This is a genomic window from Natrinema sp. LN54, assembly GCF_052439245.1.
Classification (GTDB): domain Archaea; phylum Halobacteriota; class Halobacteria; order Halobacteriales; family Natrialbaceae; genus Natrinema; species Natrinema versiforme_A.
In genome coordinates, this window is record NZ_JBQVRP010000004.1 from 100,953 (window position 1) to 122,093 (window position 21,141).

The window sequence follows — 21,141 nt, forward strand, 5'->3', positions numbered from 1 at the left end:
CCCAGCGCTCCCAGATCAGATGTGGCGGACCTCGATCAGAGCGGCCGCGCGACGATTCCGAGATGGTCCGCGTGATAGCTCTCGAGCCGCCGCGTCTCCACGATCTCGTACCCCCCCGAAAGCTCCTCGCGAACGTCCTCGAACACGGCCGCCGGCTCTCGAGTCACGTCCTCACTCCGGGCCTTCACGGCCAACAGGAGTCGGCCGTCGTCGGCCAGGAACTGCCGATTCTCGAGCGCCACGCGGGCCTGTCCTCTCGTCGCCACGTCCTGGACGATCACGTCGACGTCCGACTCGACGACGTGGGCGTAGGTCTCGGGCTTGCGGGCGTCTTTCAGCAGCGGAAAGAGCCGCTCCCGGCTCTCGGCGGTCTCGAGCAGGTCCCGGACCGGTCGCGCGGCGAACTCGACGGCGTAGGTCGGGCCGGCGAAATCGGCGACGTGGCTCACGGTGGTTCCGCTCGCGGCACCCAGATAGAGCACGGTTTCGCCGCCCGCGAGGCCGGTGTCCATCCCCAACTCGAGCATGGCTCCCAACTTCGACCGGTTCGGGTTCCACGCGCGCCACGCTCCATCCGTCGGCTCGCCGTAGACCGGTTCGCCTCGTGTCGCGAGTCGCTCGGCCCCGTCGAAGTCGCGGCGCTGGACCGCCGCCGGAAGTTCGTCACTCATCGCCGGCACCTCCGTCGCTGTCGGCGTCGTCGTCTATCGTCCGCGCCTGAATCGTCTCGATCCGCTCGGCCAGTTCCGCCTCGAGTTCGGGTTTCGACTCGCCGGAGTAGTGGTCGACCCGGGCCGCGATGGCGAGTTTTCCCGCCACGGCACGCGCCGCGGAGCCCCGATTTTCGGGGTGTGTGCCCCGAACCGCGTCGTGCGTGTAGATGATGCCGTGTTTGGGCGAGGGCGCGTGGCCCCGCAGGTGGGCGAACAGGGCGTCCTCGGCGCCGAGCACCTGGATCGTCCCACTGGGTTTCTTCGCGAGTTCCTCGAGGCCGCCGGCCAGCGAGATCAGCCGGGCCGCCAGCACGGGGTCGGCCAGCGCCGAGAGGTTCGGCGCGACGGCGGGCGTTTGGCGTTGGACGAACTCCCGGAGATCGTCCGCCTCGTCCGCGAGGTCGGCGACCCGTTCGGCGAGCGAGCGGATCGCGGGTTCCTCGAGCCCGTCGTCCGAGTCGCCGCTCGCCAGCGCTCGAGCGTAGTCGACGCCGGTTCCCGCCTCGGGGTCGACGGTGCCGGCCCACTCCGCCAGCCGCTCGGCGAGTTCGTTCGCCGTCCGATCGCAGTCGTCCATCGCGCGCACCGCGTGGACGAGTTGGCGGTCGTCGGCCCGCTCGCGCTCGGTCACCGCGGCCCGCGTCGCCGCCGTCGTCGCCTCGCGGAGGGCGTCGTAGTACTCGTCCTCGTCGCTCGCGAATCCGGCCTCGAGCGCGAGGGCGGGCCAGTCGCGCGGTTCGGCGGCGCTCCCCTCGCGAACCGCGGTGATCGTCGCATCGGGATCGTCGCGGTCCCCGGCCGCGAACCACCCGTCCGTATTACTCATGCACGCTCGTTCCCGCCGCGGGCGATTAAAGGCCCCGTTCACGGATTCCGGTGAGCGAGGCCGGTAGCGGCGGCTCTCGAGCGGGGAGGCGAAGCCGAACGAAACGCAAAAAGAGCCGTCTCAGACGCCGAACGTCGCCCGCAGCATGTCGCGGGTGCCGGGACCGAGGCCGACGGCGACGACGGTGATCATGAGGAGGATCGCGTAGCGCGGGCTGTCCTCGAAGACCGTCTCGTCGAAGATCCAGATGACGAAGACGGCGGCGACGACTTTCACGAGCAGGAACGGCCACGCCGACCCGGTGGCAGCGACGACATCAGCGGGGAGCACGTCCGCCGTCGTGTCCGCGATTGCCCGATTGATCGGGTGCTTCGGGACGAGGTTGGCCGGCAGGCCGAGGGTCGTCGCCCAGTCGAGGCCGATGACGTTCGCGACCCCGTCGACCGCGTGGGCCCAGATGACGACGATGCCCATCGACTGCGTCCCGCGGTTGAGTTCCGGCGCGTACCGCTCGAGTGCGACCCACGTGATCGCCGTGGTCAGGGTCGCGCCCACGAGGATCACGATCGGGATGAGCGGGTAGAACTCGGCGTAGGGTTCCGTCGCCGCGACGTAGGCCAGATAGGCGATCGTGATCGCCAGCGCGGCCGTGCCGATCCCGGCCAGCGGGTACTCGTAGCCCGAGACGTGGTCGTTGCGATCGAGCCAGACGGAGGTGACGACCGCAAAGAGGGCGATGAAGAAGACGGTGAAGTAGATCAGCGGGCTGATGATGAACCCGGACCACGGGAGCTGGATCGCCATCTCGCCGGTCGCTTCGAAGGCGGCGGCGTTGGCGTCCTCGACGACCCGCAGCGCCCCGCCGAAGAGCATGAACGGGAACAGCGCGAAGAAACCCGCGCGGTAGCGCTCGATCTCGAGGCGGCGGACGAGGAAGATCACGCCGAGTAGCAACAGGACTAACGTCGGGATGTAGCCGGCATACGAGACGAAGGTGTAGCCGGGTTCGGCGGTCGGACCCGCGTTGGCACCGGCCTCGCTGCAGGGTATCTGCTGCCCGCCGGCCCACGCGACGCAGTTCCAACTGTGGGCGTCGGCGACGACCGGCCCCCAGAAGTACTGCCAGATGATTTCGACGTACACCTGCTGGTAGAACAGGACCGCGCCGAGGACCACGACGGCGACGAGACTCGCGACGGTCGCGGCCCAGACCCGCTCGGCCCCGTACCGGTCGATGAAGTCGTCCATACCGAATCCCGTTGGGGGGAGCGCTTACCGTTTCCGGTTTCAATACGCGTGACTATCCGCTCGTCCGACCGTGGGCACCGGTCGGCTCAGTCCTCGATCTCGCGGGCCGCCGCGAGCACCTCGTCGTGAATCTCGCCGTTCGAGGCGACCAGTCCCCGGCTATCGTGTCGCCAGCGGTCGCCCTCGAGGTCGGTCACGACGCCGCCGGCCTCGCGGATCAGTCCGACGCCGGCGACGGTGTCCCACGAGTTCGTCGGCAGGTCAGTCAACGCCCCCTCGAGCGCGCCCGTGGCGACCATCGCGAGCTCGAGTTGGGCGCAGCCGTAGCGGCGCATGTCGCCGAACCGGTCGCCGATCGCGCGGGTGGCCGCGGCGAACTGGTCGCGTTGGTCGAAGTCCCACCAGAAGGTCGGACAGACGGTGGCCGCTTCGGGGTCGGTGCAGTCGCTGACCGACAGCGGTTCGTCGTTGCGAAACGCGCCGTCCGGCCCGACGCGGTAGACGTCACCCAGCGCGGGGCAGTCGAAGGCGGCCCCGACCGGCTCGCCGTCGACGACGGCGGCGACGGCGGTTCCGAACGTCTGCGCGCCGTCGACGTAGTTGCTCGTCCCGTCGATCGGGTCGACGATCCACGCCGGCCCGTCCTCGGGGACGGCCTTCAGCGCGCCCTCCTCCTCGCCGACGATCGGATCGTCCGGGAACGACTCGCGGACGGTCTCGATGACGGTCTCCTGTGCGTCGCGATCGATCTGCGTCACGACATCGGTCTTCCCGTCTTTCTCCTCGATGGTGAGATCGGTTCGAAACGAGTCGGCTGCGACGGCGGCACCCGCACTCGCGGCGCGAACTGCGACGGCCGCACGCTCGGGATCCCGTTCGGCTTCGCTCATTGTCCGTTCTCGGTGGGCCGGGCTGAAAAGTGGTCGTGCTGACGATCTATTGGCCGGTTTCCGCTCCGATTCGGATAACTATCCAACAATATACAATCAGAACTGAATTATGTCTCTATAGTTGTTCATTCAGCCATCGAGAGAGATAAAACTGCCACAATGTATTTACCACCGTACTCTCCACCTCGGCTGTATGTCTCCCCGCCCGTCCGGGACCGGACGGCGACTGCGGTCCGGCCTCGCTCTCGGCCTGCTCCTGCTCGTCGTCTGCGGTCTCGTCGCGACGCCCGTCTCGAGCGGCGCGACTGTTGCCCCCATCACCGTCGAAGACTCGCCAACCGCCGAGGACACCGCGATCCGCGTCGACGACACCGACGGCTCGAGCGGGCTGACGATCGATCGGGCGCTCGAGAGCGACGCCGATGCGGAGACGGTCGAGGTGATCGTCCGGTTATCGGAAGCGGCCCCGTCTCCCGGTGCGACTCCGGTGCAGGCCGCGGAGGCGTTCAAGCGGCACGCGGAGCGGACGCAGAGCGAGGTCGTTTCGTACGCGCGCTCGACCGACGGCGTGGCGATCCGCAACCGGTTCTGGGTGACCAACGCCGTGTTGCTCGAGGTCGACACGAGTCGCGTCGACCTCGAGTCGTTCGGCCGGTTCGAGGACGTCTCGACGCTCCACACGAATTTCGAGGTGGAACTCGACGGCGCGGCCGCCGCGGGCGCGTCGGCGGGATCGACCGGTGACGCGACGGCGACGACGGCGTCGACCGAGTCGGTATCGACTGACGGAGCGGACGCGACGGACGGACTCGCAGGGATCAACGCGCCCGCGGTCTGGTCCGAGTACGGGGCGAACGGCTCCGGCGCGACGGTCGCCGTGCTCGACACCGGCGTCGACGTGTCCCACCCCGACATCGACCTCTACACCGCCGATCCGTCGGACCCGACCTATCCGGGCGGCTGGGCGGAGTTCGACAGAAACGGGAACAGAGTGGCCGAGTCGACGCCGCGGGACTTCGGCGACCACGGGACCCACGTCAGCGGCACGGTCGCGGGCGGCGACGCGAGCGGCACCCACATCGGCGTCGCACCCGGCGTCGACCTGCTCCACGGGGCCGTCCTGACGAACTGCGACGACACCTGTAGCGGGTCGTACTCGCAGGTCATCGAGGGGATGCAGTGGGCGATCGAACGGGACGCCGACGTGGTGAGTATGAGCCTCGGCGTCCAGGCCTACGAGGAGAAGTTCGTCGACCCGGTTCGGAACGCGCAGTCGTCGGGAACGATCGTCGTCTCCTCGGCCGGTAACAACGGTGACGGGACCAGCGGATCGCCGGCGAACGTCTACGAGACGTTCGCGGTCGGTGCCGCGACCGACTCCGGCGAGATCACCGACTTCTCGAGCGGCGAGACCGTCGTGACCGACGACGCCTGGGACTCGCCGCCGGCGGACTGGCCGGCCGAGTATACGGTTCCCGACGTCGCGGCCCCCGGTTCGTGGGTCGAGAGCGCGGAACCCGGCGGCGGCTATCAGTTCAAGTCGGGGACCAGCATGGCCGCACCCCACGTCACCGGTTCCATCGCACTCCTGCGCTCGGTCAATCCGGTGCTCCGCCCCGACGAAATCACGGCCGCACTCGAGCAGACGGCGTGGAAACCGGACGGTGCCGACCCGGGACAGGACACCCGGTACGGCTACGGGATCGTCGACGTGAAAGCGGCGGCCGACGCGACCTCGCTGACGACGGTTTCGGGGACCGTGACCGATCGGGCGGGGGAGCCGATCGCCGATGCGACCGTCGCGGTCGACGGCGGCCGGTGGACCGCGACGACCGACGAGCACGGGGCGTACGAACTGCGGGTCGTCCCCGGCGATCGGACGGTCGTCGTCGACGCACCCGGCCACAAGTCCGATACCGCGACCCTCGAGCTCCCGGCGGGCGAGACGGTGGTCCGCGACGTGACGCTGGACTTCGTCGATCGCCCCGCCGACGAGACGTTGCCGGACCCGATCGAGGCGAACGGAACGGTGACGACCACGTTCGATGTCGAGGCGCTCGAGTCGCTCACGATTACGCCGACCGAGAACGCGACGCTCGCGGACGCCGGACTCGAGTTCTCGGCCGACGGACGTAGTTTCGGACCGAACGAGACCGTCGCGTTCGACTCGGCGGTCACCGACGACCAGTTTGCCGTCACGACGCATCTCCCGGCCGACCTGAACGGCACGCTCGAACTCGACTACGAGTTCGGTCGCGGGAACGAGACCCAGACGATACGCGCGGGCCCGGCGCGGGTCGTCCCGGAAATCTACGACGTCGGTGTCATTGCCGGCTCCGACGACCCCGCCGGAGCGCGACTGCGAACCGAGTTTGCCGACGGCCTTCCGATCGCCTATCGGACGAGCCACGTCAACACCACTGACGCCGTATCTGCCGCCGAATCGGGCGACTACGACGTCTTCGTCGCACTCGAGTTGCCCGCGCCCACGACCGACGGCGATGGGAATCCGACCGCAGCGTTCGTCGACGCGACGGCGGCTAACCGGACCGGCGTGCTCTCCCTCGGCGACGGCTCCAGTGACGACGCATTGGGTCGGCTCGCACGGGACACGTCCGCAGTTGGGGGGCTCGAGACCGCGAGCCACGACGGGCCGCTCGAGGTCGTCATCGACGAGACGCACCCGCTCTTCGCCGGCGTCGGCACCGAGCGGGAGGCGGTGGCGCTCCGCGAGAACGCGACGACCCGGACGTGGTTCGAAGCACGCGGCGCGCGAACACTCGCGTCGTCGACCGACGACGGCGTGCTCGCGGACGGGACGGCCGTGTCGATCGATCAATCGGCGAACCGGATCGTCCTGGGAGCGACGCCGCGGTCCGGACCGCTGACCGATGACGGGCGCTCGGTCGTGACCAGCGCCGTCGAGTATCTCGGTACGGGGCGCTTCCACGTGACCGAGGATTTCGGCGCGTACGGCGTCAGTGGCGGCGCCGCGGAAACGGCGACGTTCGGTGTCCCCGAGACCGGCTCCGTCGCGATCGAGTTCGCCGAAGGGACGACGGTCGATCCGGCAAACGTCACCCTCGCGGTCAACGGGACCGAAATCAAGCCGGGCAAGGAGGTTTCGGTCGACGAGGAAACCGTCAGACAGGGACTCGCGGTCGACGTCTCGGTCGCCGAGGGAGTCGACGGCGAAACCGTTCGACTCGCGGCCACCTTCGAGTCCGACCGCGTGACGACATCGGCGATCCGCTTCGAGGGCGAGCCGTCCGCGCGGTACGCCGGCACCGTCGCGGTCAACGGCGAGCCGGCCCGGGACGGCCTCGCCGTTCGGGCTACGTACGACGGAACCGTCGTCGCGGAAACGACGACCGCCGACGGCCGGTTCGGTGTTCCGATTGGAGACGACGGCAGCGGGGTACTCGAGGTGAACGCCACCGACGTTCCCGAAAACGCGACGCTGACCCTCTCGCTCGAGAACGCCGCGCTGGACGCGTCGCCGACGTGGACCGCGGGCGAGGAGTCGCGAACGGATCTCTCCATCGCCTACGGCGACCCCTTCGATGCGGCGACCGTCACCGCCCCGCGGTGGACGGCGGCGGGCGACGAGATCGGGGTCGCGGTCGAATTCGACGGCGACGCGGCGCAGTACGTCACCGATCGCGCGTGGCTCGAGGGGTACAAGACCGAGCCGCGGAACCGGTGGAACGCGACGTACACGTACGGGTCCGCGGACGAGGGCGTCGTTTCGGCCGGCGCGGAACTCACGGATCTGGCCGGCGAGACCCGAACGGTCTCGACGCGCGTGCTGGTGATCGACGGCTCGCCGGCGACGGTCAACGGAACCATTAGCCTCCCCGCGTCCGGGTCGGGAACCGACGGGACGGCCGAGAGCGGCGTCGGCGGCTCCGTTTTCGTCACGCCGGCCCACGGCAACTGGATCGACGAGCGCCCGGTCGAGAACGGCGCGTTCGAAGCCGCGACCGAGGGGAACGTGAGCACGCACGGCGTCTTCCTCGAGACATCGGGCGCGTACCCGCTCTATCGGACTATCCTCGACCGCGCGGTCAGTGACGGCGAAACGGTCGCCGTCGAACTCGCCGCGGGCCACGAACTCGAGGTCGCGGTCACGGACGAGAACGGCGTCGGCGTTCCGAACGCGACGGTTTCGGTCACGCCGACCAACGCCGGCGAGACCGACGACGCCGTCGTCACGCGCGAGACGACGACCGACGAATCGGGGCTGTGGACCGGCCCGAACGGCGACGGATCGGGCGCGTCGGTCGACGGACCGGTGACGATCACCGCGACGCCGCCCGACGGCGCCGGACTCGTCGACGAGACGGTCGTCCGAACGCTCGCCGTCGACGAGGACACGACCGCGACGTTCGAGTTCGCGGAGCGCTCCCGCGAGAGCGGCGGTGGTGGTAGCAGCGGCGGCAGTGGCGGTGGCGGCAGCGGCGGTGGCGGCGGCAGTGGCGGTGCTCCCATCGGCGGGCAGCCGGGCGGCGGCGTTCGTGACGGCAACGAGACCGCCGGCGACGCGATGAACATCACGGCGACGACAGTGAGCGACGGCCGCGCACTGCTCGAGGTCGCCGGATCGGGGGCAGGCCGGTCGGCGACGACATCGCTCGACGGCATCGGTGCGGACGGCGTCTCGTTCCGACGCGTCGGGGTCGTGTCGGCGACGGATCGAGCGAGCTACGCGTTCGCGCTGCGCGCCGGCAACCGCGGGGCCGCCACTCTCCACGACGATGCATTCGCGTACGCGGACTTCGAACACGACGCGGGCGACGCGATCGACTCGCTGACTCTCGAGTTCGCGGTCGCCGAGGCGGCGCTTCCGGACGGGGCGACGCCCGAGGATGTCGTCGTCTCGCAGTACCGAAATGGCGAGTGGCAGTCCATCGAGACGAGCTACGACGCCGGAACCGAGACGCACGCCGCGACCGTCTCCGGGCTCCCCGCGATCGCGATCAGCGCGGACCCACAGGAGAATCGCCACCGGTCCGCCGGCGTCGAACCGGCGCTCGAGGTCGTCGACTCGAGCATCGAGCCGACCGAAACGCGGGCCGGCGACCCGATCCGGATCGACGCGACGATCGAGAACGTCGGTGACGGGGCCGGCACTGAGACGGTCACCGTCGCCGCGGACGGCGCGGTGCTCGCGACCGAACGGGTCGATCTGGCTCCCGGCGACCGACGGACGATCTCGCTCGAGGCGACCCTCGAGTCCTCGGTGACGATCACCGTCGACGGCTCGGCGATCGGCGACGTGACGGTGACCGACGGATCCGGAGCCGACGAGGCGACAGCCGATGGGGCGAACGCTCAGTCCGATACTGTGCCCGGGTTCGGCGTCGGCACCGCGATCGCAGCCGTCGCGACCGGGCTCCTCGCCCGCGCGTGGAGTCGGCCCTGATCGCTGCGTGGGGCTCGTCGGACGCTCCCACAGACGAGTCGGCGATCCAGTCGCAGATCAAACCGCGGTGAGCGATCGGGCCCGCGAACCGGTCGATTTTCGTTCGAGTCACCGACTCCGTTCTCGGTTCGTCGGTACTCCGAACCGGTCAATCACCGTGCGGTGGCGCGCGCTGTGGCGTGGTTCGTCAGCGACGAACCGCGATACAACGCCGTGCGAGGTCTTTGCGAACGTGTGAGCGAAGGCGTGTCAGTGCTCGCTCTGACAATGGCTTAGCGAACGCCGGCGGCGTGAGCGATCGGCTGGGGAGGGCGTGGCGATTCCCTGCCGCCACGAGAGCAGGACAGGTGTCCTCATCGTCAGTCCCTGCTGAATTCGGCCGTGCTATTCACACCGAGACTGCTCATGTCGCTCACAGACATCCAAAGATCGGCAAACGACAGCCTTCGAAGCGGCGACTCGAGGGCCCGCTTCCGAGCCGGCCGCCCGACGGGGTGGTGTGGTGATTTCGAACGATACCGTCGACCGGCCGGCTGTTCGTCGGGGCTCGAGCCGGTACCCCGAGTCAGTCATCGCGGTTGCCCAGTCCGGGCGGCACCGAACAGCCACAGGGGCTGGCCGAGGCCGTCAGGGGACCGGTCGCGGTGACGAATCCGACCGGCTCGCCACACCGCGGACAGTCGGGCAACGGTGACGTGTCGTCACCGCCGTCGTCACGCTCGTCGGACTCGCTACGCATCCCGACCGCCTCTCGATCGACAGCGGGAAGTCGGCACTAATCGCGTCGGGCGATTCGATCGCCGTGCGGGATGTTTATATCCCGGAACCGGTAACGGAAACATGGTAACTGAATCCCGGTATGGGATTTGGAAACCACGTCTCGGGTGCTATCCTCACCCGGGGCATTCGTGTGCTGCCCCTGATTTCGGTGTGTGGCTTCCAGTTTGTCAGTTGAATTGTTGTGCCTTATATCTACTGCAAATAGGATGAAAGAGAGTCCGGTCGCTCGAGCGAAAGGTCGGACTCCTGACGGCTGAGGCGGTACGTATCGACGGTCAAATCACTAGGAGGCGAGTGTCGGCAGAAGGTTTGCGAGGGCAAGACGCTCCGTCTTGCCGCGCACTGTGGTCAGTGCGAGGGGAGGGGATCGAACCCACGAACTCCTACGAGAGCGGATCTTGAGTCCGCCGCCGTTGACCGCTTGGCTACCCTCGCACGCAGTTCGCTCTGAGGCCGTCGCAGGGGTTAAATCGTCCGATTCCCGCTCGAGGATTCGCCGGTGTCAACGCTCGCCGGGAGCGTGCTGCAAACCGGTCTCCGGGAGGGGACTGCGCTACGACCCGCTCGAGGACCGCCGAGAACACGTCGGCGGAGACGGACCCGACGCGATCACGTCGCCCGCGTCTCGAGGTCCGCCTCGGTGTACCGGCGACCGCAGTTCAGGCACTGGTAGCCGCCCTCGATGTGGGCGTAGAGCCGCTCCCCGCAGTGCTGACACCGGCCGTAGGGTTGAGGCATCTACTCGGTGTGGGGGACCGGATCGAGATAAAGACGGCGCTTACACATGCGCCGAGCGGCGTGCTCGACGGCGGTGTCGATAACTCACCCCGCTCACTCGAGTCGCGCCGCGTACTCGCGGTCCGCCTCCCTCGCCACCGGGTTCTCCCCGTCGAGTTCGATCCGCCACCCGTGGAGTACCGACGGGTCCTCGAGCGCGTTCGTGAGCGTGGTCCGCACGTCGAGAAGGGCGATGCCGTAGTAGTCCCGGGGCACGCCGCGGAGGTATTCGAGCGCGGTTTCGAAGAGCGACCGCATCCCGGCGTCGTCCTCGAAGTCGAAGTGTTTGTACGCCCCGGCGGCCACCTGCACCATTCCGTGGAGAAACGCGCTCTCCGTGGTCCCGGTGCCGTAGTTGTACCACTCCGCTTCGAAACAGTCGTGTGACTCGTGGAACTCGCCGGCGTTGTACAGCCGGACGCCGTGAATCACGGCTCGCCGGAGCGTTCCGTGCTCCCACCCGTTCGACGGCCCGCGATCGGCGTCCCACCCGGCCGGCGCGTCGGAGATCGGCGGCCCGACGGAGTCGTCGCGGGTGTGGTCGTCCATGGACGTTCCTTTTCGCCCCACCCACGTAACCGCGTCGGACGGGTGGATTCCGTAACGGACGTTTATATACCAGCACGCCACGCTCCCGTGCATGGAATACGTCGACGAAATCCCGGAAACGGACGACCCCGTCATGGTGGTTGGTGTCACGGCCAAGTGCACGATTTGCCAGACAGTAGAGCGATGTGACGGGGCGACCGAGGCCAAACAGTGGGCGCGAGACCACCAACACCCGCGGGATCTGGTGGCCTTTCGGCGGCAGTGGGCCGAACGGTAACGAACGGACCTGCCGAGGTTCGTTGCTCGAGGCGCGAGCGGCCCGTCGCCGTCGCGGTTCACCGAGCGTGACAGGTCGGCGGTGCTCGGTCCATCGATTCCCCTCTCAGTGGGATCTGTTGGCACGGTACCGGCGGTTCGAGCCCGACGGCTGACCCGTCCGCGCTGTGAAAGACCGAATCGCCTTTCCCGTTTCGGCCCAACTATCACGTAATGAGAGTCGCACAGCTCGGGTCGGGAACGCCGGAGATCGCAGTCGTCGCGGGCGTTCACGGGGACGAACCCTGTGGCGTCCGAGCCGTCGAGCGATTGCTCGACGAACGCCCGACCGTCAAACGGCCGGTCAAACTCATCGTCGCCAACGAGGACGCCCTCGAGCGGCAGGTTCGCTTCGTCGACGAGGACCTCAACCGCGCGTTCCCGGGCGATCCGGACGCGAAGACTCACGAAGGACAGCTCGCCCATCGACTCGTCGAGGAACTCGAGGGCTGTCTGACCTTCTCGATGCACTCCACGCAGAGCCACGCCGATCCCTTCGCCATCGTCAACGGGGTCAGCGAGACGGCGCGGGAGATCGTTCCCCAACTGCCCGTCTCGGCGATGGTCGAGACGAGCAACTTCGCGGAGGGGCGGCTCTTCTCGGCCGTCGACACCGTCGAGGTCGAGTGCGGACTGCAGGGATCGGAGACGGCCGCCCAGAACGCCGACCGACTGACTCGCGCCTTCCTCACCGCGGTCGGCGCGCTGCCCGGCGACACCGTCCGGCGCGACCTCCCGGTCTACCGGCTCACCGACGTGATTCGCAAAGGACAGGCCGACACCTACGAGGTCTTCGTCGAGAACTTCACCGAAGTCGAGGCGGGCGATCCCTTCGCCGCGGCCGACGGCGACGAGCAGGTCGCCGACGAGCCGTTCTACCCGGTTCTCATGTCTCCGAACGGCTACCGGAACGTCTTCGGCTACGCCGCGGAGAAACTCGAGGTCCTCGAGACGCCGACTGCGGCGGACTGACGAATCGATTCTCTCGCCGATTTACCGTTGTCGCCGTTGGTTTCCGTTCTTATCCAGCAGCCCCTGAGCCGCTGCTCGAGCCCGATCGGGGGACCCGTCGTGAGTGCCGATGACGCAAAGCATATCCCCGTCACCCCCGTACCCGCGGATATGGAATTCCCACCAAATCAGGGTCTCGATCAGGAAGAGGTCAACGAGCAGGTCGCCGACGCCATCGCGGAGAACGAGGTCGTCCTCTTCATGAAGGGGACCGAGCTCATGCCCCAGTGTGGCTACTCCCGCAAGGCGCTCGGCCTGATCGACCAGTACCGCGACGAGTTCGAAACGGTCGACGTCCTCGAGTCCCTCGACGAGTACCGCGCGGCGCTCAACGAGGAGAGCGGCTGGGAGACCATCCCGCAGACGTTCGTCGACGGCGAGTTCGTCGGCGGTTCCGACATTCTCGAGGAACTCGATGAACGCGGCGAACTCGAGGAGACGCTGACCAGCGCATAACTGTCGCGACGCCGAGAGTAATTTATATATCCTGATATTTCACGGATTTAATAGCAGGTCATATAAGTCACGCGCTCGTACTAACGGATCACGAGTATCGCCGTACACACCTTCCCACAATGTCAACAGAGGAATCCAGACACGTTTATCGGCTGCATTCGACGCTCGAACTGCCCCTCGAAGATCTCCACGACCACATCGACGACGCGACGTTCCCGGAGGGAGTCACGGACGTCGAGATCACCCGGCGCAATAACACGCTGATCCTCAAGGCCGTCGCCGAGGACCAGTCCGTCAGCAAGTACACTCCCACGGCACAGCTCAAGGCGAGCGTCACGGAGAACCGGGTCTACGAGGAGGATCCGGACGAGCGACGCCAGAAGTCCTTCAGCTGGGACGAGGAAGAAGAGGAGGAGATCGAATCGGAACTCGTCGAGTTCGCCGCATTCAAGGGCGACCGCGAGACCGTCCTCCAGAACTCGCTGTTGCAGTACCAGATGTTCCTCGTCCTCTGTGGAATCGCCGAAGCCGCCGAGAAGGGAACTCTGACGGCGATTTCGGAACGCGACGGCGACCTCGAGGCGACCCGAATCGTCGACGGCGAGCCGCGACCCGCCGACATCGAAGTCGTCGAGGGGCCGCGCGATCACGGCTCGGGACAGGGCGGTGTCAACTGGCGGGACAACAAGTTCATCACGGACTAAGCGCCAGATCTTCTCGTCGGTATCTCGCTGAACCGAATAGCCGTTCGTTTTCCACTCGAGTCTCCACCCGCCGCGAGCACCGGCGATAGACGTTTGTACCCCCGATGGCGAACGGCGAGTATGGATGATCCGGGCCCGTACGCGCTCCTCGGTCGCCTCGCCGTCGCGGCGTTCGTGATGATCGCCCCGACGCTTTGCTTTCTGGGACTGGTCCGGGGCCTCGAGCGACTGCGGGACGACGAGTTAATCGACGCGTGGGCGCGGACGCGAGAGAGGGACGGCGCACACGATATCGCACCGGACGACGACGTGCTCGCCGTGCTGGCCACGGAGATGGATCTCGAGGCCGCCGATTCGTCGAGCGTTCGCTGTCCGTCGTGTGGGACGCCCAACCGGGCGGGCGTCTCGTTCTGTCGCGACTGTCAGGGCCGCATTCGCTCGTCCTGACGGTCCGATTCGACCCCGGACCGACACCTCACTCGACTCGGTCCTCGCCCCTTGGCGCACATCGCCTCACCGGTGACTTCGCGGGCAGGTGCTCCCAGCGCCGCGTCGTGACCCCCCGCCGGGATCGATCGCGGTGATGGTGATCCAGCCGCTCTCGACCTCGAGCGCGACCGACTGCCCCCACAGACGCACCCGTGACTGTTTCTCCCTCCGTCTCGTTGGCGATCGTTTGAGTTTCATCTCGGTCGCCCCGGCCTGCAACATTTACCGCTATCCTCGATGCCGCTCTGTTCGTTCGAGCGTTCCGAAACCGAGCCGATCACCCGTGACCGCTCGCGGGAGAACGGCGCCCGTAGCGATTCGGCGACCGGTCCGACACACTGTGTGCCCCTCCGTAATCCCGTCAGAGCTTTCCGCCGACCCAAAGGATTTACACCTGCTAATTATATCTAATTACGAGATGGCCGAGAACTTTCCCGACTACGTCGACGTCGACTATAGCGACGGCGAGGGTGAAGATCCCGAGGAGTACCCCCACATTCAGGACAAGATCGAGAAGGCGATCGAAGTCACCCGCGAGGGCCTAGAGGAGTACGAGAACCCGGCGGTCATGTGGACCGGCGGCAAGGACTCGACGCTCACGCTGTACTTCATCAAGGAGGTCGCCGACCGCTTCGACCTCGAGGTACCCCCCGCGGTCTTCATCGACCACTACCAGCACTTCGACGAGATTCACGACTTCGTCGACCACTGGGCCGACGAGTGGGATCTCGAGGTAATCTACGCGCGCAACGAGGACGTCGGCGAGTACGTCGACGAACACGGCCTCGAGCCCGGCGACGACATCGACATCTCGGAGCTCTCCGAACACAACCAGCACCACGTCGAGGACATCCTCGAGTACGAGGAGGACACGTTCCCGTTCCTGCTGGACACCTACGTCGGCAACCACCTGCTGAAGACGGTCGCGCTCAACGACGCGCTCGAGGAGTACGACATCGACGGCGTCATCTCCGGTGTGCGCTGGGACGAACAGGAGGCCCGCGCCGACGAGACGTTCTTCTCGCCGCGTCACGACCCCGACATCTACCCGCCCCACGACCGCATCCAACCCATCCTGCAGTTCGACGAGGCCGCGGTCTGGGACGCCTTCTGGAACTTCGTGGTGCCGGACACGGTCGAGAACTTCCCCGAGGAGGGCTACGTCCCCGAGGCCGACGACGACCTCCCCGAGGGCGTCGAGCAGGACGACGTCCCGATCTCGCCGAAGTACTTCGCCGGCTTCCGCTCGCTCGGCAGTGAGATCAGCACCGAAAAGAACACCGAGGACCCCGCGTGGCTGCAGGACCTCGAGGGAACCACCGAGCGCGCTGGCCGCGCCCAGGACAAGGAAGATCTGATGGAGCGCCTGCGCGACCTCGGCTACATGTAGGCCGCTCGCAGTCGACCGCTGATACGGGTTGCCGTACCGATTTCCCGGCGCAACCCCGACCGCGCTGGGGTTGTGCCGGTAGTGACGTACAGCAGACCGTATAACTGACCGCTCAACCACCGATTTTCCCGGTTTCGTTCGCTCGAGCGCCGCCGCTGGCGTGATCGAAATCGATCGCAGTCACAGTGTCCGACAGCGAGAGCGACGAGAGCGACGAGAGCGACGAGAGCGACGAGAGCGACGAGCGCGACGAGCGCGACGAGCGCGACGAGCGGTCGTTACCGGCCCCGCCCCGCGGCGCGGTACTCCCCGTGTTTGACGCCGAGCGCGAGCATGATCAGCCCGAACGCGATCATCGACGGCGCGACCATCATCATAATCGTGTCCGTCGGCATCATGTCCATACCGATCATGCCGCCGACGCCGAGCGCGATCACGACCACGAACACGGCTGCCGTCTTGGGCAGGTCGAAGTCCATACGCGACCGTTAGGAATCGGACACCTAATGGTATCGGGAATCGGCAGTCCGTTCACGACCGTTGGTCGGAAAATAAACGGCGCGGATTACTGGGAGGGTCGAACCAGATTCGCCAGCGCGACGACGCTGCCGAGGAACCAGCCCAGCGGGAAGGAGATGCCGACCCACATCCCGGCGTAGGCCGCCCCCTCGAGCGTGTAGTTGCCCCGCAGGAACTCGCTGATCCCGCCGACGAACAGGACGTTGTCGAGAACCCAGACGGCGAAGTCGTAGCTGGGGTCGAGGACATAGGGATGCAGCGACGGCGTCACGAGGGCGGCGACGACCGGCGGGAGGAACAGCGCCGTCATCGCGAACGGGTAGGCGAAGACGACCGTGAGCCCCCGGCCGCCGACCTTCGCGGACGTCGCTGCGAGCGCGGTCGCGACGGTTGCGACGCCGCTCGCCGCTGCGACCGCGATGACCGCGTCGAGGGGGATGTCGACCTGATTCATGTACGACATCGCACCCCACGCGATCGTCAACAGCCCCCAGCCGAGCAGCGCGATGCCCGTGACGCCGACGATGCCGAGGCGGGTTCGTGTCGAGTCGAGTTTCGCCGCGTAGTAGCGGGTTCCGAGGCCGAGGACGGTAAGCGGATAGAGGACGAGCAAGCCGATGACGCCGAGGACGCTCCAGCCGTGATAGCCGATCTTCTGCGGGAGCGTCTCGGGCTTCCACTTGCCCATGACGGAGTGGCCGCGGCCACGTTGCCGGGGGAAGACGATCTCCATCCAGGCTCCGTGTAACCGCTGAATGTCGGCTCTGACCGCGCCGACGAGCCCACCACCGCCACCGCTTTTCGAGCGGGTAGACATACGCGAGCCAAAAAGCCGGTGTACCGTAAACTTTCCTGCTTTTTCTTCTCCCGCGACACGTCTCCGAAACCCGCTTCTCGTGCACGAAAAACGGTGGAAAGACGGTTTCAGGGCCCAGTGTATTGCAACGAGGTCGTCGCCGATCAGTTCCAGGGCGCGAAGCCGGGATCGACTTCGCGGCTCGTCTCGTCGATCGCATCGATCGCATTGATGTCTTCGCGATCGAGTTCGACCGTCACGGACTCCCAGTTGTCGCCGATGTGGTCTTCGCCGGTCGCTTTCGGGATCGCGGTAACGCCCTTCTCGCGTGCCCACGCGAGACTGACCTGTGCCTCGCTGGCGTCGTGTTTCTCCGCGATCTCCTGAATCTCGGGCTGGTCGAAGACCTGTCCGCGCGCCAGCGGCGAGTAGCCGACCACCTCGATATCGTAGTCGTCGCAGGCCTCCCGGATCTCCTCCTGTGGGAGCAGCGGATGGAGTTCGACCTGATTCGCGAAGATCGGCGCGTCACAGACGTCGACGGCCTCCTCGAGCTGTTCGGGCTGGAAGTTGCTCACGCCGACGTTCTCGATCAGCCCCTCGTCGTAGAGTTCCGAAAAGGCCGAGAGCGTCTCCTCGGCGTCGTACTCGTCGGCCGGCCAGTGGACGTACAGCAGGTCGAGGGAGTCGACGCCGAGTCGGTCGAGGCTGGCCCGAGCCGTCTCGAGGACGTCGTCGTGTGCGAGGTTCGAGGTCCAGATCTTCGTCGCGAGGAAGATATCGTCGCGATCGACGTCCGCGGCGGCGATCCCCTCGCCGACGGCGTCCTCGTTGTCGTAGGCTTGGGCGGTGTCGATATGTCGATACCCCGTCTCGAGGGCCGTCTGAACGCTTTCGGCACACTGTTCGGGGTCGTCGTTCTGCCACGTCCCGAGGCCGAGCATCGGCATGCCGTTCGCAGTTGGACACGTCTCTGGATCGATTTGTTCAGTCATAGTCGAACGGTGGGAGACGACGAGAAAAGGGGTTGCGTTTGCAGTAGCGTCTTCCGCAAAGGATGTGTGAGATTCGGTACCGAGACGGTGCGCTCGCCGCGAAATCGATCTCTCCCATCGAGAGCGAATCCGACTCGAGGCGGGGCCTCCTCGGGTTCGTGTCGGAAACGCTCAGATATCGGCCGCGAGCGAGCCTACTGGTACATCCGCAACGGTTGGGCCTGCGAACTCTCGTCTTGCCCGATCGCCTGCATCTGCTGGGCCAGTTCCTCCCGTTTCGCTCGGATCTCCTCGGCGCGGTCGACGAGTTCCCCCACGTCGACGTCGAGATCCGTGATCGGGCCGATACCGTCCTCGAGCAAGACGCTCGCGGACTCCGGATCGGGGAACTGCGGATCGCACTCGACGACCAGCCCGAGGCTGCCGTAGCCCTCCTGTGCCGCGCGGTTGATGAGCGCCCCCGTCGGCCCGGTGATGACGCCGTCTTCCGGCGGGACCGGGATGTCGGTCGCCTCGAGCGCCTCGCCGCCGTCGCCGGTCGCGATGCCGTAGATGTCGGGTCGGTCCTCGCCGTCGCGCTCGGCGGGGAGCCCGCTGAGATAGATCGGCGTCGCGTCCTGCTCGACGATCCACCCGGTGAGACAGTCGGCGACGCTCTCGACGGCCTGCGAGGCGATCGGCGCGTCGCTCTGGAGCGCGATGACGTCGTGTTCCTCGCTGACGTAGAGACGGACCGGCGGGCGAGCGGTTCGGTCGCCGCCGCGGTAGACGCCGATTCGGGGGAGCCCCTCGCAGTGCACGCTCGCGTAGTAGCGCATGTCGAGTTGCTCGACGAGGTGATCGGTCGCGATCTTGCCGACGAGGCCGACGCCCGGGAACCCTTCGACGAGCGTGGGGTTCTCGAGGTCCGCGTCCGGTCCCTGCAGGCGGATTGCTGCCATGGTCGGACCGATGCGCGTCAGCGCCATAAAATCGAGGGCGGATTGGTCCCAGTATCTCAGCTGTGCCCGCTCTCACGGCGAGTAGACGAGCATCTCCGTCGATCCCGACTGAAACTCGAAGGGGACCGTCTCGAGGGTCGGCTCGTACCCCTCGTCCGCGAGCATCGAGACGGCAGACTCGAGGTGGACGGACGGTTCCGCGTCGAGCCCTTGGAGCGGATAGACGCGGACCTCGTCGGTCGCGACGCGGGCCAGTTCCCGGAGCGATTCGCGGTGGAACGCCTCGCCGAACCGATCGCCGTACAGGAACAGGAAGTGCGACGAGAGGACGAGCGAGAACGAATCGCGATCGAACGGTAGCGACGGCAGTGCCGCAGCGACGTACCGCTCTCCCGCCCCGTCGCTCGCGTAGTCCTCGAGAAATCGGTCGGCGGCCCGCCGGAGATAACGGCGGCGCTCGGCCGGCGAACCGTAGAACGACCACTCGAACAGCGCCCGTTTCTCCGAGAGTTGTTCCCCGACCGATTCGCGATCCTCGCGACATCGCCGTTCGAGTTCCGTGACCGATCGATCGTAGACGACGTCGGCCCCGACGGCGTCGATCCCTCGTTCGGTCGCAGTCGCGACGAACGACGCGACGCCCGACGGACAGTCGAGTACCCGTCGCCCCTCGAGTTCGGTCGGCTCGAGGTCGAACATCGCCACGTACTCCTCGAACGTCCGTCCGATGACGGCACAGTCGGTCACCTCGAACGTCGTCGGTTCGCCCATGATGTACAAGTATATACTATATTGTATATGTCTGTCCGTCGATCGAGGTGGTTCCCCGTCAGTACAGCCACTGCCGAACGCTTCGAAACCCACAAACGCCAGTCGCTCGAACCCAGAGCAAATGGAGCCACTCGAGCGGTATCGACCGATCATCGACGATTTCGACGCCTTTCTGGCGGCCTGCGAGCGGCCGCTCGGCAACGCCGTCCGCGTGAACACGATCAAGGCGACCGTCGAGCGCACGCTCGAGGCCCTCGACCGGGAGGGCGTCGGCTACGAGCAGGCCGACTGGAACCCCCGCGTCGTGGACCTCGAGACCGATTCGCCGGGATCGACGTGGACCTCCTTTCACGGCTTTACGCACGGGCAGGAGGAGGTTTCGGCGGTGCCGCCGGTCGTCCTCGATCCCGAGCCCGGCGAGCGGGTCTGGGACTGCTGTGCGGCCCCCGGCGGGAAGGCGACCCAGATCGCGGCGCTGATGGACGACCGCGGGACGGTCGTCGCGAACGACAACAACCTCGGGCGCATCTCGGCGCTGCGGTTCAACGCCGAGCGGCTCGGCGCGACCAGCCTCGCGGTGACCAACGCCGACGCGCGCAACTACTCGCTCGAGCGATTCGATTTCGACGAGTTCGACCGCGCCCTCGTCGACGCGCCCTGTTCCTGCGAGGGGACGATCCGGAAGAACCCCGACGCGCTGGACAACTGGTCCGAAGGTCACATCTCCTCGGTCGCGGGCATCCAGAAGGGGATCATCCGCCGGGCGATTCAGGCCACCCGCGAGGGCGGCACCGTCGTCTACTCGACGTGTACCTTCGCGCCAGAGGAGAACGAGGCCATCGTCCAGCACGCGCTGGACACCGAGTCCTGTCGCGTCGTCGACTTCGACCTCGGCCTCGAGCACTCCCCGGGGCTGACCGAGTGGGAGGACGACGAGTTCGACTCGAGTCTCGAGAAGGCTGCCCGAATCTATCCCCACCAGAACGATACCGGCGGCTTCTTCGTCGCGAAACTGGAGGTGACCGCCTGATGGCCGACGGAAACGACGGCCAGCGGTTCGACCGGCTGCCGGCAACCGAGGCCGAGCGAACCGTCGAGGGGCGGGCGACGCGCGAGGAAGTCGTCGACTTCTTCGCGGATCGGTTCGGCATTCCGCCGGAGACGTTCGAGGACTACTCCTTCTGGGAGAAGGGCGCGGGCAAGATCTGGATCTACGGCGGCGACGCGCCGACCCCCATCGAGATCGAGGCGATCGGGATGACCTGCCTGCGTACCAGACAGGAACACTGGAAGCCCACGACGGACTTCGTCCAGCGGTTCGGGGTCCACGCGACCGACTGCGTGATCGAACTCGACCGCGAGCAGGCTCGACGGTTCGCGAGCGGCGAGGATCAGGACCTCGAGTGGTGGGACGGCGACTGGGGGTATCTCATCGCCGCCCACAGCGTTGCGGGGAAGCGCGAACCGATCGGCGTCGGCCTCTACGTCCACGGGGAGCTCCGTTCGATGGTCCCGAAGGGGAGACAGCGCGACCTCGAGTCGTAAC

General features: G+C 67.0%; 21 protein-coding genes and 1 tRNA gene. 9 read left to right on the forward strand and 13 right to left on the reverse strand.

The window, feature by feature from the left end; genetic code table 11:
* Positions 1-35: 35 nt before the first annotated feature.
* The 4 genes from ACT4ML_RS12910 to ACT4ML_RS12925 form a co-directional block, all read right to left on the reverse strand.
* Positions 36-671, reverse strand: a complete 636-nt coding sequence (locus ACT4ML_RS12910) for a fibrillarin-like rRNA/tRNA 2'-O-methyltransferase (protein WP_444721243.1) — start codon at positions 669-671, stop codon at positions 36-38.
* The gene (locus ACT4ML_RS12915) at positions 664-1,539 is read right to left on the reverse strand and encodes an NOP5/NOP56 family protein (protein WP_444721244.1); all 876 of its coding nucleotides are present in this window, start codon (positions 1,537-1,539) and stop codon (positions 664-666) included. Before ACT4ML_RS12915 ends, ACT4ML_RS12910 begins: the two co-directional genes overlap by 8 nt.
* 120 nt (positions 1,540-1,659) lie before the next feature.
* Complete coding sequence (locus ACT4ML_RS12920) at positions 1,660-2,787, reverse strand: DUF63 family protein (RefSeq protein WP_444721245.1); 1,128 nt, start codon at positions 2,785-2,787, stop codon at positions 1,660-1,662.
* Positions 2,788-2,873: 86 nt separating this feature from the next.
* On the reverse strand, positions 2,874-3,677 hold the full coding sequence (locus ACT4ML_RS12925; RefSeq protein WP_444721246.1) for an inositol monophosphatase family protein: 804 nt from the start codon (positions 3,675-3,677) through the stop codon (positions 2,874-2,876).
* Positions 3,678-3,870: 193 nt separating this feature from the next.
* Here ACT4ML_RS12925 and ACT4ML_RS12930 point away from each other — a divergent pair, with 193 nt between their 5' ends.
* On the forward strand, positions 3,871-9,102 hold the full coding sequence (locus ACT4ML_RS12930) for a S8 family serine peptidase (protein ID WP_444721247.1): 5,232 nt from the start codon (positions 3,871-3,873) through the stop codon (positions 9,100-9,102).
* A 565-nt stretch (positions 9,103-9,667) separates the two neighbouring features.
* Here the strand turns inward: ACT4ML_RS12930 and ACT4ML_RS12935 are convergent.
* From ACT4ML_RS12935 to ACT4ML_RS12950, 4 genes are all read right to left on the reverse strand, one after another.
* A complete protein-coding gene (locus tag ACT4ML_RS12935) occupies positions 9,668-9,841 on the reverse strand; it encodes a hypothetical protein (RefSeq protein ID WP_444721248.1) in 174 nt (57 codons plus the stop codon).
* A 393-nt stretch (positions 9,842-10,234) separates the two neighbouring features.
* Positions 10,235-10,317 (reverse strand) — tRNA-Leu (locus ACT4ML_RS12940).
* Positions 10,318-10,491: 174 nt separating this feature from the next.
* A complete protein-coding gene (locus ACT4ML_RS12945) occupies positions 10,492-10,620 on the reverse strand; it encodes a hypothetical protein (protein WP_267877903.1) in 129 nt (42 codons plus the stop codon).
* A gap of 93 nt (positions 10,621-10,713) precedes the next feature.
* On the reverse strand, positions 10,714-11,208 hold the full coding sequence (locus ACT4ML_RS12950; RefSeq protein WP_444721249.1) for a DUF309 domain-containing protein: 495 nt from the start codon (positions 11,206-11,208) through the stop codon (positions 10,714-10,716).
* A gap of 91 nt (positions 11,209-11,299) precedes the next feature.
* On the opposite strand from ACT4ML_RS12950, the gene ACT4ML_RS12955 reads away from it, so the two are divergent.
* The 6 genes from ACT4ML_RS12955 (at position 11,300) to ACT4ML_RS12980 (ending at position 15,573) form a co-directional block, all read left to right on the forward strand.
* On the forward strand, positions 11,300-11,485 hold the full coding sequence (locus ACT4ML_RS12955; protein WP_444721250.1) for a hypothetical protein: 186 nt from the start codon (positions 11,300-11,302) through the stop codon (positions 11,483-11,485).
* A gap of 212 nt (positions 11,486-11,697) precedes the next feature.
* Positions 11,698-12,495 (forward strand): succinylglutamate desuccinylase, encoded by a 798-nt coding sequence (locus ACT4ML_RS12960; protein WP_444721251.1) that lies wholly within the window; start codon positions 11,698-11,700, stop codon positions 12,493-12,495.
* A 150-nt stretch (positions 12,496-12,645) separates the two neighbouring features.
* Complete coding sequence (locus ACT4ML_RS12965; RefSeq protein WP_444721252.1) at positions 12,646-12,990, forward strand: glutaredoxin family protein; 345 nt, start codon at positions 12,646-12,648, stop codon at positions 12,988-12,990.
* Between the two features lie 119 nt (positions 12,991-13,109).
* Positions 13,110-13,694 (forward strand): DUF7110 family protein, encoded by a 585-nt coding sequence (locus ACT4ML_RS12970; RefSeq protein ID WP_006432636.1) that lies wholly within the window; start codon positions 13,110-13,112, stop codon positions 13,692-13,694.
* Positions 13,695-13,814: 120 nt separating this feature from the next.
* Entirely contained in the window at positions 13,815-14,141 is a 327-nt protein-coding gene (locus tag ACT4ML_RS12975; RefSeq protein ID WP_444721253.1) for a zinc ribbon domain-containing protein, read from the forward strand.
* A gap of 460 nt (positions 14,142-14,601) precedes the next feature.
* Positions 14,602-15,573 carry a phosphoadenosine phosphosulfate reductase family protein gene (locus tag ACT4ML_RS12980; RefSeq protein WP_138245069.1) on the forward strand — a complete coding sequence of 324 codons (972 nt, stop codon included), beginning with the start codon at positions 14,602-14,604 and terminating at the stop codon, positions 15,571-15,573.
* Positions 15,574-15,851: 278 nt separating this feature from the next.
* On the opposite strand, the gene ACT4ML_RS12985 is transcribed toward ACT4ML_RS12980, so the two are convergent.
* The 5 genes from ACT4ML_RS12985 to ACT4ML_RS13005 form a co-directional block, all read right to left on the reverse strand.
* A complete protein-coding gene (locus ACT4ML_RS12985) occupies positions 15,852-16,052 on the reverse strand; it encodes a DUF7333 family protein (RefSeq protein ID WP_444721254.1) in 201 nt (66 codons plus the stop codon).
* Between the two features lie 86 nt (positions 16,053-16,138).
* Positions 16,139-16,909, reverse strand: a complete 771-nt coding sequence (locus ACT4ML_RS12990; protein WP_138245066.1) for a hypothetical protein — start codon at positions 16,907-16,909, stop codon at positions 16,139-16,141.
* A gap of 143 nt (positions 16,910-17,052) precedes the next feature.
* On the reverse strand, positions 17,053-17,883 hold the full coding sequence (locus ACT4ML_RS12995; RefSeq protein ID WP_444721255.1) for an aldo/keto reductase: 831 nt from the start codon (positions 17,881-17,883) through the stop codon (positions 17,053-17,055).
* Between the two features lie 194 nt (positions 17,884-18,077).
* Positions 18,078-18,824: a proteasome assembly chaperone family protein gene (locus tag ACT4ML_RS13000; RefSeq protein WP_138245064.1), complete on the reverse strand. Its 747-nt coding sequence runs from the start codon at positions 18,822-18,824 to the stop codon at positions 18,078-18,080.
* A 72-nt stretch (positions 18,825-18,896) separates the two neighbouring features.
* Positions 18,897-19,595 (reverse strand): hypothetical protein, encoded by a 699-nt coding sequence (locus tag ACT4ML_RS13005; protein WP_444721256.1) that lies wholly within the window; start codon positions 19,593-19,595, stop codon positions 18,897-18,899.
* A 121-nt stretch (positions 19,596-19,716) separates the two neighbouring features.
* Between ACT4ML_RS13005 and ACT4ML_RS13010 the strand changes: the two genes are divergently transcribed.
* Positions 19,717-20,625 carry an RsmB/NOP family class I SAM-dependent RNA methyltransferase gene (locus tag ACT4ML_RS13010; RefSeq protein ID WP_444721257.1) on the forward strand — a complete coding sequence of 303 codons (909 nt, stop codon included), beginning with the start codon at positions 19,717-19,719 and terminating at the stop codon, positions 20,623-20,625.
* Positions 20,625-21,140 carry a DUF7122 family protein gene (locus tag ACT4ML_RS13015; protein WP_444721258.1) on the forward strand — a complete coding sequence of 172 codons (516 nt, stop codon included), beginning with the start codon at positions 20,625-20,627 and terminating at the stop codon, positions 21,138-21,140. The genes ACT4ML_RS13010 and ACT4ML_RS13015 overlap by 1 nt, the downstream gene beginning before the upstream one ends.
* Position 21,141 lies beyond the last annotated feature (1 nt).

What these genes read in the sequence shown, in the direction of transcription:
- ACT4ML_RS12910 (WP_444721243.1), bottom strand. Translation starts at nt 671, where the DNA reads ATGAGTGACGAACTTCCGGCGGCGGTCCAGCGCCGCGACTTCGACGGG.
- ACT4ML_RS12915 (WP_444721244.1), bottom strand. Translation starts at nt 1,539, where the DNA reads ATGAGTAATACGGACGGGTGGTTCGCGGCCGGGGACCGCGACGATCCC.
- ACT4ML_RS12920 (WP_444721245.1), bottom strand. Translation starts at nt 2,787, where the DNA reads ATGGACGACTTCATCGACCGGTACGGGGCCGAGCGGGTCTGGGCCGCG.
- ACT4ML_RS12925 (WP_444721246.1), bottom strand. Translation starts at nt 3,677, where the DNA reads ATGAGCGAAGCCGAACGGGATCCCGAGCGTGCGGCCGTCGCAGTTCGC.
- ACT4ML_RS12930 (WP_444721247.1), top strand. Translation starts at nt 3,871, where the DNA reads ATGTCTCCCCGCCCGTCCGGGACCGGACGGCGACTGCGGTCCGGCCTC.
- ACT4ML_RS12935 (WP_444721248.1), bottom strand. Translation starts at nt 9,841, where the DNA reads ATGCGTAGCGAGTCCGACGAGCGTGACGACGGCGGTGACGACACGTCA.
- ACT4ML_RS12945 (WP_267877903.1), bottom strand. Translation starts at nt 10,620, where the DNA reads ATGCCTCAACCCTACGGCCGGTGTCAGCACTGCGGGGAGCGGCTCTAC.
- ACT4ML_RS12950 (WP_444721249.1), bottom strand. Translation starts at nt 11,208, where the DNA reads ATGGACGACCACACCCGCGACGACTCCGTCGGGCCGCCGATCTCCGAC.
- ACT4ML_RS12955 (WP_444721250.1), top strand. Translation starts at nt 11,300, where the DNA reads ATGGAATACGTCGACGAAATCCCGGAAACGGACGACCCCGTCATGGTG.
- ACT4ML_RS12960 (WP_444721251.1), top strand. Translation starts at nt 11,698, where the DNA reads ATGAGAGTCGCACAGCTCGGGTCGGGAACGCCGGAGATCGCAGTCGTC.
- ACT4ML_RS12965 (WP_444721252.1), top strand. Translation starts at nt 12,646, where the DNA reads ATGGAATTCCCACCAAATCAGGGTCTCGATCAGGAAGAGGTCAACGAG.
- ACT4ML_RS12970 (WP_006432636.1), top strand. Translation starts at nt 13,110, where the DNA reads ATGTCAACAGAGGAATCCAGACACGTTTATCGGCTGCATTCGACGCTC.
- ACT4ML_RS12975 (WP_444721253.1), top strand. Translation starts at nt 13,815, where the DNA reads ATGGATGATCCGGGCCCGTACGCGCTCCTCGGTCGCCTCGCCGTCGCG.
- ACT4ML_RS12980 (WP_138245069.1), top strand. Translation starts at nt 14,602, where the DNA reads ATGGCCGAGAACTTTCCCGACTACGTCGACGTCGACTATAGCGACGGC.
- ACT4ML_RS12985 (WP_444721254.1), bottom strand. Translation starts at nt 16,052, where the DNA reads ATGGACTTCGACCTGCCCAAGACGGCAGCCGTGTTCGTGGTCGTGATC.
- ACT4ML_RS12990 (WP_138245066.1), bottom strand. Translation starts at nt 16,909, where the DNA reads ATGTCTACCCGCTCGAAAAGCGGTGGCGGTGGTGGGCTCGTCGGCGCG.
- ACT4ML_RS12995 (WP_444721255.1), bottom strand. Translation starts at nt 17,883, where the DNA reads ATGACTGAACAAATCGATCCAGAGACGTGTCCAACTGCGAACGGCATG.
- ACT4ML_RS13000 (WP_138245064.1), bottom strand. Translation starts at nt 18,824, where the DNA reads ATGGCAGCAATCCGCCTGCAGGGACCGGACGCGGACCTCGAGAACCCC.
- ACT4ML_RS13005 (WP_444721256.1), bottom strand. Translation starts at nt 19,595, where the DNA reads ATGGGCGAACCGACGACGTTCGAGGTGACCGACTGTGCCGTCATCGGA.
- ACT4ML_RS13010 (WP_444721257.1), top strand. Translation starts at nt 19,717, where the DNA reads ATGGAGCCACTCGAGCGGTATCGACCGATCATCGACGATTTCGACGCC.
- ACT4ML_RS13015 (WP_444721258.1), top strand. Translation starts at nt 20,625, where the DNA reads ATGGCCGACGGAAACGACGGCCAGCGGTTCGACCGGCTGCCGGCAACC.